The 9,905-nt window shown below is 60.6% G+C and carries 11 protein-coding genes and 1 pseudogene; 7 read left to right on the forward strand and 5 right to left on the reverse strand.

The genetic code is table 11. The annotated features are described in order from the left end of the window. The first annotated feature begins 6 nt into the window (after positions 1-6). Both FQ187_RS17610 and FQ187_RS17615 read left to right on the forward strand, forming a co-directional pair. Positions 7-672 (forward strand): CoA transferase subunit B, encoded by a 666-nt coding sequence (locus FQ187_RS17610; protein ID WP_149630451.1) that lies wholly within the window; start codon positions 7-9, stop codon positions 670-672. Positions 673-683: 11 nt separating this feature from the next. Beyond that, positions 684-1,865, forward strand: coding sequence for an acetyl-CoA C-acetyltransferase (locus tag FQ187_RS17615; protein WP_123367263.1), 1,182 nt, complete (start codon positions 684-686; stop codon positions 1,863-1,865). Between the two features lie 195 nt (positions 1,866-2,060). On the opposite strand, the pseudogene FQ187_RS30425 reads toward FQ187_RS17615, so the two are convergent. After that, positions 2,061-2,198, reverse strand: a pseudogene (locus tag FQ187_RS30425) (NAD(P)-binding domain-containing protein); the annotation flags it as partial. Between the two features lie 111 nt (positions 2,199-2,309). Between FQ187_RS30425 and FQ187_RS17625 the strand changes: the two are divergent. After that, entirely contained in the window at positions 2,310-3,212 is a 903-nt protein-coding gene (locus tag FQ187_RS17625) for a LysR family transcriptional regulator (RefSeq protein ID WP_149630452.1), read from the forward strand. 129 nt (positions 3,213-3,341) lie between these two features. Here the strand turns inward: FQ187_RS17625 and FQ187_RS17630 are convergent, their stop codons facing one another. From FQ187_RS17630 to FQ187_RS17640, 3 genes are all read right to left on the reverse strand, one after another. After that, positions 3,342-4,661, reverse strand: coding sequence for an Nramp family divalent metal transporter (locus FQ187_RS17630; RefSeq protein ID WP_149630453.1), 1,320 nt, complete (start codon positions 4,659-4,661; stop codon positions 3,342-3,344). A gap of 110 nt (positions 4,662-4,771) precedes the next feature. Next, a complete protein-coding gene (locus tag FQ187_RS17635; protein WP_149630454.1) occupies positions 4,772-5,263 on the reverse strand; it encodes a DUF3833 domain-containing protein in 492 nt (163 codons plus the stop codon). Positions 5,264-5,273: 10 nt separating this feature from the next. Continuing rightward, the gene (locus tag FQ187_RS17640) at positions 5,274-5,807 is read right to left on the reverse strand and encodes a chalcone isomerase family protein (RefSeq protein WP_149630455.1); all 534 of its coding nucleotides are present in this window, start codon (positions 5,805-5,807) and stop codon (positions 5,274-5,276) included. Between the two features lie 164 nt (positions 5,808-5,971). On the opposite strand from FQ187_RS17640, the gene FQ187_RS17645 reads away from it, so the two are divergent. The 4 genes from FQ187_RS17645 (at position 5,972) to FQ187_RS17660 (ending at position 8,850) form a co-directional block, all read left to right on the forward strand. Continuing rightward, the gene (locus tag FQ187_RS17645; RefSeq protein WP_149630456.1) at positions 5,972-6,766 is read left to right on the forward strand and encodes a hypothetical protein; all 795 of its coding nucleotides are present in this window, start codon (positions 5,972-5,974) and stop codon (positions 6,764-6,766) included. Between the two features lie 58 nt (positions 6,767-6,824). Next, entirely contained in the window at positions 6,825-7,736 is a 912-nt protein-coding gene (locus tag FQ187_RS17650; protein WP_149630457.1) for a DMT family transporter, read from the forward strand. Between the two features lie 84 nt (positions 7,737-7,820). Next, entirely contained in the window at positions 7,821-8,495 is a 675-nt protein-coding gene (locus tag FQ187_RS17655; protein WP_149630458.1) for a glutathione S-transferase family protein, read from the forward strand. A 28-nt stretch (positions 8,496-8,523) separates the two neighbouring features. Then, positions 8,524-8,850, forward strand: coding sequence for a putative quinol monooxygenase (locus tag FQ187_RS17660; RefSeq protein WP_149630459.1), 327 nt, complete (start codon positions 8,524-8,526; stop codon positions 8,848-8,850). 82 nt (positions 8,851-8,932) lie between these two features. On the opposite strand, the gene FQ187_RS17665 is transcribed toward FQ187_RS17660, so the two are convergent. Continuing rightward, complete coding sequence (locus tag FQ187_RS17665; protein ID WP_149630460.1) at positions 8,933-9,301, reverse strand: DUF6124 family protein; 369 nt, start codon at positions 9,299-9,301, stop codon at positions 8,933-8,935. Between the last annotated feature and the right edge of the window lie 604 nt (positions 9,302-9,905).

Raw genomic sequence — 9,905 nt, forward strand, 5'->3', positions numbered from 1 at the left:
ACAACAATGGCACTTTCCCGCGAACAAATGGCTCAACGCGTCGCCCGCGAAATGCAGGACGGCTTCTACGTGAACCTGGGCATCGGCATTCCGACCCTGGTCGCCAACTACATTCCTGAAGGCATGGAAGTCATGCTGCAGTCGGAAAACGGCCTGCTGGGCATGGGTCCCTTTCCTACTGAAGAAACCATCGATGCCGACATGATCAACGCCGGCAAACAAACCGTGACCGCACGTATCGGCGCGTCGATCTTTTCCTCGGCCGAGTCCTTCGCGATGATCCGCGGTGGTCATGTCGACCTGACCGTGCTGGGCGCCTTTGAAGTAGACGTGCAAGGCAACATCGCCTCGTGGATGATTCCCGGCAAACTGGTCAAGGGCATGGGCGGCGCCATGGACCTAGTGGCCGGTGCAGACAACATCATTGTCATCATGACCCACGCGTCCAAGGACGGTGAATCCAAGCTGTTGTCCAAATGCAGCCTGCCGCTGACCGGCGCCGGTTGCATCAAGCGTGTGCTGACCGACCTCGCCTACCTGGAAATCAAGGACGGCGCGTTCATTCTCAAGGAACGCGCACCGGGTGTCAGCGTCGAGGAGATTGTCGCCAAGACCGCCGGTAAACTGATCGTGCCGGATCACGTTCCGCAAATGCAGTTCGCTGCCCAGTGAGGAATCATTCCATGCAAGAAGTCGTCATTGTCGCCGCCACCCGTACCGCCATCGGCAGTTTCCAGGGTGCCCTGGCGAATGTTTCCGCCGTTGACCTCGGCGCTGCGGTGATCCGTCAGCTGCTGGCGCAAACCGGCCTGGACGTTGCTGAAGTCGATGAAGTGATCATGGGCCAAGTGTTGACCGCCGGCGCCGGGCAAAACCCTGCGCGCCAGTCCGCGATCAAGGCCGGCCTGCCCTTCACCGTGCCCGCCATGACCCTGAACAAAGTCTGCGGCTCGGGCCTTAAAGCGCTGCATCTGGCCACTCAGGCGATTCGCTGCGGCGATGCCGACGTGATCATTGCCGGCGGCCAGGAAAACATGAGCCTGTCCAACTACGTCATGCCCGGTGCCCGCACCGGTCTGCGCATGGGTCACGCGCAAATCGTCGACACCATGATCAGCGACGGCCTGTGGGATGCGTTCAACGATTACCACATGGGCATCACCGCCGAGAACCTGGCTGACAAGTACAGCCTGACCCGCGAACAGCAAGATGCCTTCGCCGCGGCCTCGCAGCAGAAAGCCACGGCCGCCATCGAAGCCGGGCGTTTTGCCGATGAGATCACGCCGATCCTGATTCCTCAGCGCAAGGGCGATCCGCTGTCCTTCGCCACCGATGAACAGCCGCGTGCCGGCACCACCGCTGAAGCGCTGGGCAAACTGAAACCGGCCTTCAAGAAGGACGGTTCGGTGACCGCCGGTAACGCCTCGTCCCTGAACGACGGTGCCGCCGCCGTGATCCTGATGAGCGCCGAAAAAGCCAAGGCCCTCGGCCTGCCCGTGCTGGCGAAAATCGCGGCTTACGCCAATGCGGGCGTCGACCCGGCGATCATGGGTATCGGCCCGGTCAGCGCGACTCGTCGCTGCCTGGACAAGGCCGGCTGGTCCATCGACCAACTGGACCTGATCGAAGCCAACGAAGCCTTCGCCGCACAATCCCTGGCGGTGGCCAAGGACCTGGAATGGGACTTGAACAAGGTCAACGTCAACGGCGGCGCTATCGCGCTGGGTCACCCGATCGGTGCATCGGGTTGCCGGGTGCTGGTGACCTTGCTTCACGAAATGATCAAGCGTGACGCCAAGAAAGGCCTCGCCACCCTGTGCATCGGTGGTGGTCAGGGCGTGGCACTGGCGATCGAACGGGCATAAAGCGTTCAACAGACGGCGCGGGGACCCACGAATATCCGTTCGCTGTCTGGCAAAACACCCGGTGCGACTCACGTCGCACCGGGTTCTTTTTGTCTGGTCGTCAGGCAAATTTCACCAGATTCAGCACCGGCAGCGGACCGCCTGGAAACTGCACCAGCCGCGCCCCGACGCTCAATTCCCCCAGGTGCGGCCTTGGCCGAGTTCTGCCACCAGCGAGGCCAGGCTTTGCGGCCCACGGCTGTTGGCGATCACCACTTCAATGCCTTGGCGCGACAGTGCTCTGGCAAAGGCTGCGCCGATTGCGCCGGCGCCGATGATTTCGATGGTGCTCATGGTTGTTTACTCCGAGGGTTGTCGTTGGAGCGAATACTGCGCTTGCCATTAGCGCTTGATTAGCGGGTAATGCCTTGAATGATCTTCAAGCATGACTAGCAGGTGCCTGCCATGGAAACCCTCGCCAACCTCGAATCTTTTGTCCGCAGTGCCGAAACCGGCAGTTTTTCCGCCGCCGCACGGGTGCTCGCGCTGACCCCTGCGGCTGTCAGCCGCAACGTGGCGATGCTCGAACGCAACATCGGCGTGCGGCTGTTCCAGCGCTCGACCCGCAAGCTGTCCCTGACCGAAGCCGGGGAACGCTTTCTCACGAGCATCGGCGGCAATCTGGAAGCGTTACAAACAGCGATCAGCACGGTAAGCAGCGACCAAGGCGAGCCGGCGGGCGTGCTCAAGGTCAGTCTGGCGCCGACGTTTGGCCTCGATCATGTTTTGCCGCTACTGCCGGCGTTCCTGGCGCGCTATCCGCTGATCCGCCCGGAATGGCACTTCGAAACCCGCCCCGTGGATTTGATTGCGGAGGGATATGACGCGGCCATTGGCGGCGGCTTCAAGTTGACGCCCGGGGTGGTGTCGCGGACGTTGGCGGCGGCGCATGTCGTGGCGGTCGCCTCTCCCGCCTACCTCGCAGGACGCAGCCTGCCTGACAGTCCGGCAGACCTGTCCGGACACACCGGCATTGTGATGCGCGGCACCCGCACCGGGCGGATTCGCCAATGGCTGATGCACGATGGCGCGGGCAACGAAGCACCGGCCAATCTGAACGAAAACATTGTGCTCAATGATCCGGCCGCCATGCGCGAAGCGGCGATACTCGGCCTGGGCGTGACCCTGCTGGTGTTGCCGGATGTGCTGGCGAATATCCAGCGTGGCGAATTGGTGCGCCTGCTGCCCGACTGGCACGCCGACGCGGGGCCGATTTCGCTGTATTACCCGAGCCGGACGTTGATGCCGGCCAAGACCCGGGTGTTCATCGATTTTGTGGTCGAGGCGTTTCAGAGGGAGAGCGAGTAATCATTCTTCGCGAGCAAGCCCGCTCCCACATTGGATTTTCTGCGCACACAAATTCTGTGAATGACCGAGATTAAATGTGGGAACGGGCTTGCTCGCGAAGAGGCCCGGCCAGGCAACACAGCTTCCGGCTCAGGCTACGAACTGCAGAATCAACCAGCTATTCGCCCCGCTGATCACCACAAACAACCCCCACGCCAGCACCCGCGTCGGCCACCGATTCACCAACGGCCCCATGAGCCTGTGATCGTTGGTCATGCGAATCAGCGGATACAACGCAAACGGCAATTGCAGACTCAACACCACCTGACTCAACACCAGCAGCTTACCGATCGCATTGTCGCCCATCATCCAGACGCCAATGAACGCTGGGATCAGCGCCAGCCCGCGCGTGAGCAATCGTCGTTGCCAGCAGGGAATCCGCAGGTTCAGGAAGCCCTCCATGATCACTTGCCCAGCGATGGTCCCGGTGAAGGTCGAGCTCTGACCCGAAGCCAGCAACGCGACGCCGAACAACACACTGGCCAGCGCCCCGCCCACCAAAGGGTCGAGCAGGTGATAAGCGTCCTGGATGTCCACCACGTCGGTATGCCCGGTCTTGTGGAACGCCGCCGCGGCGAGGATCAGGATGGCCGCGTTGACCAGCAACGCCAAAGCCAGGGAGCCAATCGTGTCGATGCGCGCCAGTTTCACCGCGTCCTGCTTGCTGGCCAGGTCCTTGCCGATCATCCGGGTCTGCACGATGGAGGTGTGCAGGTACAAGTTATGCGGCATCACCGTGGCCCCGAGAATACCGATGGCCAGGTACAGCGGCGCGGCATCGCCGATGGCGGACAGTGACGGCGTGAAACCGCGGGCGACGTCCGGCCAGTAGGGTTTGATCAACAGCAATTCAACGAAGAAACACACGCCGATGGTGCCTACCAGCACCAGCATGATCGCTTCGAGTCGGCGGAAGCCACGGTTTTGCAGGGCCAGCACCAGCAACGTGTCGAACGCCGTGAGTGCGATACCGAAGGTCAGCGAACAGCCCAGCAGCAAATGAAACGCCAGGGCGCAGCCGAGCACTTCGGCCAGGTCAGTGGCGATAATCGAGATTTCCGCCAACACCCACTGGGTCCGTGCGGTCCGCGTGCTGTAGCGCTCCCGGGACAGCTGCGCCAGATCACGCCCGGTGGCAATGCCCAGGCGCGAACACAAACACTGCATCACCATCCCCGCCAGACTCGCCAGCAGCACGACGAACAACAGGCTGTAACCAAACCGCGAGCCGGCCTCGATGGCGGTCGCCCAGTTGCCCGGGTCCATATAGCCGATGGACACCAGCAAGCCAGGACCGGCAAAGCGCAGCATCCGGTTGAAGAACGAGGCGCGGGGATCGACGGCAACACTGCCGGCCACTTCCGGCGGACAGAACGGCGCCGTGGCGGTTTTGGGCAAACTGAATTTCACGCAAACATCCGTCGACAGGTGGAAAAGCGCAGCTTAGACGTTTCAGCCCGCGCGCCCAAGAGGCAGATGTCCGGGTATCAGGCGCCGTGGCGGCGGAAGAACAATGTCACCTAGCCCAACTCAACACCGAACTTGGTCATGGCTGAGCGATTGGCCATGGTGTTTTCGTCCAGCAAGTACATCCAGTCGTCGAAATGCACTTGGTAGACCTTGTCGTCCACCGGCAGGCTTAGTTCATAGCGCCAGTGCAGCGCGTTGCCGGCGACCTCACCGCGGGACTCGCCGACCACATCGCCGGCCATACCGCGCCAACGGCCAGGGCCGTCCGGGTACAACGTCCAGACGCGGGTCTGCCGGGTGCCATCGCTGTAGGTAAAGGCTTCATGCATGATCAGGTTCTGGCCGTCCATTCGGCTGTTGATCAGCACATGAAAGCGCTTGATCACCTCGCCCGAGCGCTTCTGGAACATTCCCCAGCCATCCACTCGCCCGACGAAGAACCCGGGTAGATCGAGCTTGGGGTTTTGCTCGCTGTAGCGCTGCACATCGACGCTGCAACCGGCCAGGCAGACGCACAACACCAACAGTAGATTCTTCAGCATGTCATGCACCTCAAGGCTTGGCGCTGCCCAGCAACTGCTGGCGCAACTCGGGATTACGTGTACGTGGGTCGAGCCAGATATCGAAAAAGGCCCGGGCGAATTGCGGGTCTTTCACTTCGTGTTGCGGCTGCTGGCCGACAAAGAACCGTGCCCCCTGCCCCGGCAAATAAACGCCGGTAATGCGGGTGCCGGCTTTTACATCGACGAACGACTGTTGCATCTGCACCTTCCAGCGCTCGAGTTGCTCGGTACTGACCGAGGCGCCGGACAACCGCTTGATTTCATCGACACTGGCCTGCACCAGATCATCGCGGGAAATGCTGCGCTGATAGATCAGTTCCAGGGCAAACGGCTGGTCCGGCGCCAAGGGCCGGGCCGCACTCCAGAGCCGCGCGTTGTAGACATCGAACCCGAACACCCGAAACTCGCCGGTGCCGATGATCTGCGCACCGGGCAATGCGTCCTGCCAATTGGCCAAGGCCTGGGTGCCTGACAATCCCAGCAACAACACACCGTAATACAGGCGTAATCGGGGTCTGTTCATCGCGTTCTTTTCACCATGGGTATCTGCTAAAAACTTATACGCAAAGCATCATTTTGTACAATTATTTTAGCCGTAAGCTTTGTATACAAAATCTCCTCATTCCTAGAGCAATCCTACGTCCGCAATGCTAACGTTGTCGCCTCACTCAGGTCGGAGGTGCGTGCGTGCTGCTACTCAAACTGCTGGTCATCCCCGGGTTTCTCTTGCTGATTTCCCTGGCCGGTAAACGCTGGGGACCGAGTGTCGCCGGTTGGCTGTCGGGGTTGCCGGTGGTGGTCGGGCCGATTCTGTTCTTTCTCGCCATCGAACAAGGCCAGGTGTTCGCCGCTCAATCGGCGACGGCAGCGCTATCGGCGATGTTCGCCATGATTGCCTTTTGCGTGACCTACGCTCAGGTTGCACAACGCGCGAAGTGGCCGTGGGCGCTGGTGAGTTCGCTGTTGGTCTGGGCCACGGCGGCCGTTGTGCTGTCGTTGATTGCGCCGTCCCTGATGTTCTCGGTGATCGCCGCCGCGACCGCCCTGCTGGCGGCGCCGTATCTGTTTCCCTCGGTACAGCCGATCGTTTCGGGCCCGGCACCGAAGTCCGACAAATTGCTGCTGCGCATGATTGCCGGCGCCCTGCTCACCCTCGCTGTCACGTTGTTGGCCAGCACCGTCGGCGAACGCTGGAGCGGCCTGCTCGCGGTGTTCCCGGTGCTGGGCAGCGTGATGGCGGTGTTCTCCCAGCAAACCCGCGGGCCGGCGTTTACCGCTGCGTTGTTGCGGGCGACGGCGACCGGGATGTATTCGTTCGCCGCGTTTTGCCTGGTGTTGGCGCTGGCCTTGCCAGGCATGGGTCTTAGCGCGTTCGCCCTGGGCGTCGCGGTGTCAGTGGGTATGCTCGGGGTGACCAAACGCTTGCTGGCCAAGCCGGCGAGCCCGGTACCGGACGCTGGACGTACGGCGATCAAACGCTAAGCTGGTTGATGTCATCGGTCCAGGATGGTCGCCCGCTCATCGCGCTGAAGGAACAGACATGACTCCGCTTCGAAACAGCCACAGCGCTACGGCCGTCGGCGTGATTGCGATTGTGCTCTGGTCCTCCCTGGCATTGCTGACCACCCTCACCGAAGGCATTCCACCGTTTGAACTGCTGACGCTGGGTTTTGGCGCGGCGTTCGCGGCGAGCCTGGTGATTCTGGGCCGACGCGGGATCGCCGGGTTCACCAGTTGGCGCCAGCCCTGGGCTGTATGGGCGACCGGGTTCGTCGGAATTTTCGTTTATCACGCGCTGTACTTTTTCGCACTCAAAGCCGCCCCGGCGGCTGAAGCCAGTTTGATCAACTACCTTTGGCCGCTGTTGCTGGTATTGCTGTCGGCGTTCTCGGCCGGAGAAAAGCTGCACAAGCGGCAATTACTCGGCGCCCTGCTGGGCCTGGCCGGCACGGCTTTCATCATGCAGCAGCGCGCTCCGAATGCTGGCGCCGCGATGCCCATCGCCGGTTATCTCGCGGCGTTTGGCTGCGCGCTGATCTGGTCGGTTTACTCGGTGATCAACCGCCGGTTCAGCGAAGTACCGAGCAGCATCATTGGTGGAATTTGCGGGCTGGTCGCCGTGGCCGGACTGGTCTGTCACCTGGCCTTCGAAACCACGGTACAGCCCGACGGCAGCCAATGGACCGCGATTGTCGTCCTCGGGCTTGGACCGGTAGGACTGGCGTTTTTTGCCTGGGACCACGCCACCAAACACGGCAGTCTGGCGACGCTGGGAGCGCTTTCCTACCTGGCGCCGTTGATTTCCACGTTGTTGCTGATCACCGTGGGACGCAGCCATGCCAGCCCGATTCTGATCGTCCCGGCGCTGCTGATTATCGCCGGTGCCGTCATCGCCACGTCGCAATCAACCGCCAAAGTGCCGACAACACGTTCGATAGTTTCGAACGAGTAAAGCAAAAAGCTCGCACGTCAATCGAAAGGGTTTACTTCAACATCAGCCTCAGTTCAAAACCAACCACTGACTGAGGCCTACACCATGAAGTTCTTTTTCCACCCTTCTCCAAACCCGATGAAAGTCGCCCTGCTGCTTGAAGAACTGCAAACGCCCTACGAATTGATCGGCGTCGATACCTTCAAAGGCGAGCAACACCTGCCGGCCTTTTTGGCGATCAACCCGAACGCCAAGGTGCCAGCCCTGGTCGATGGCGACGCGACTGTCTTCGACTCCCAGGCGATCCTGCTGCACCTGGCGCAAAAACATCAGCGCTTCCTGCCGACCTCCGTGGCCGGGCAAGCCGAGTTACTGTCCTGGCTGATGTTCATCGCCACCGGCCTGTCGCCATTTTCCGGCCAGGCGGTGCATTTCCTGCACCACGCACCAGAAGACCTGGCGTATGCGAAAAACCGCTACCTCAAGGAAGTCGAACGCCACTACCGCGTGCTCGATCAGCGCCTGAGCGACCATCAGTACCTGGCCGGCGACACTTACAGCATCGCCGACATGGCACTCTGGGGTTGGGCCAATTACGCGCCGTACATCCTCGGCGAGAACGGTCTGGCCGCGTACCCGAACGTCAAGCGCCTATTCGATGAAATCAGCGCCCGTCCGGCCGCCCAGCGGGCCCACGGTCTGAAAGAGAAACTGGTGCTGAAGGCCGAGTTCGACGAAGAAACCCGTCGCAACCTGTTCCCGCAGAACCAGGCGCAGTAACCCAATCCCAGCGTGCGAAGGTGATGAAATGAGTGATCAAGTCACGTTTATCGTTTACCTGCCGGCCAAACCGGAACGTTTCGCCGAAATGAAAGAACGGCTGCTGGACGTGGTGCACCAGATGTCGGCCGAGCCGGACTTCGTCAACACCTGGGTTCACCAACACCAGGACGACCCGAACACCTTGGTGCTTTACGAAACCTGGAACTGCAGCAAGGACGACTTCATTACGCGTCACCTGAGCAAGCCGTACCGACAAGCGTATGAACAGCTGCTCCCGCAGTTGCTGGTCAGCGAACGTCGCATTGAGTTTCTGGATGTGATCAAGAGCTATCCGGTGCGAGGTGGGGTCTGAGAGGACCTTCCAGCGTGACCACGAGCCGCGTGAATGCTGCTAAACAGCGAGGGCGCAAGCGCCCTCGCTACCCGCCTGGCGACTACCCAGGCTTGTGGTTATCCAGTACGCGATTGACCGCTAACTCCCCCAACATGATGACCCGTTGCAGCACCAGCATCGTTTGGCGTCGTGGGCCGTCCGTCAAGTCGGTGAGATCGTTGACTATGGCGCTGGCTGCTGCCAACGATTCGCAGGCCTCGACGAGCAACGTTTCGTCATCCACCGCTGCGTCGATGGTGAAAATGGCGCTGGGCTTACGGGGCGGTATCTGCGTTTTCGACGCCCCGGGGTCGAGGTAGAAGCTGAGTGCGCGGTCGGCCGCCTCTTTCATTTTCTTGGGGTCAAGATCACGAAAGACGTCGTAGGGTAACGGACTGGTATTCGGGGGATTCGGCGTTACTTTGAACATAGATGAAACTCCTACTTAGAATAAATAAGAGCCATCACCCTCGCTACCAAACGAAGGGTGGCGGCCATACGCGGGTTGGTAGACCGGTCTAAGTAGGAAACCCGGCGCTCACAATGGAGCCCCACGCATGACCACCATATAAAGCTGAGCCCCAAAAAAGGGACTGCATAAGGTGTCGCCATGCGACTACTTAAAGGCGGGCTACCAAACCCGATCACTGTTTTGCAGTGACCAGCAAACGATATAGCCCGCCCCACAGCCGCACAAGCCAGCGGATTCTGGCGTACGCGTAGGCAACGGCGCAAGGCGTTGTAGCCGTTAGGACGTAACAACGAGTGTCTTTAAACGCGTACGTTAAACGCGTGAAAGCGTTCAAAAAATTGAGGACGCGTCCGACTTTTTTTGGGGTTGGCTGTCGCAAGCGAGAGGTTTAGTGTGGTTGCGCCCATCAGTAGATAGATGGGACCACGTGATGCTTGAACGAGCCCCATGAAAGACAGGACACCGTTTCCCCCTTACGATAAGGGATAGGCAAACGGTTATGTTTATGACTAACAGCAACGATAAGAGTGGGGAGCTTTTGGGCCAGGAGCGGCGGCGCCGC

Source organism: Pseudomonas sp. ANT_J28 (assembly GCF_008370005.1).
GTDB classification, from domain to species: Bacteria; Pseudomonadota; Gammaproteobacteria; order Pseudomonadales; family Pseudomonadaceae; genus Aquipseudomonas; species Aquipseudomonas frigoris.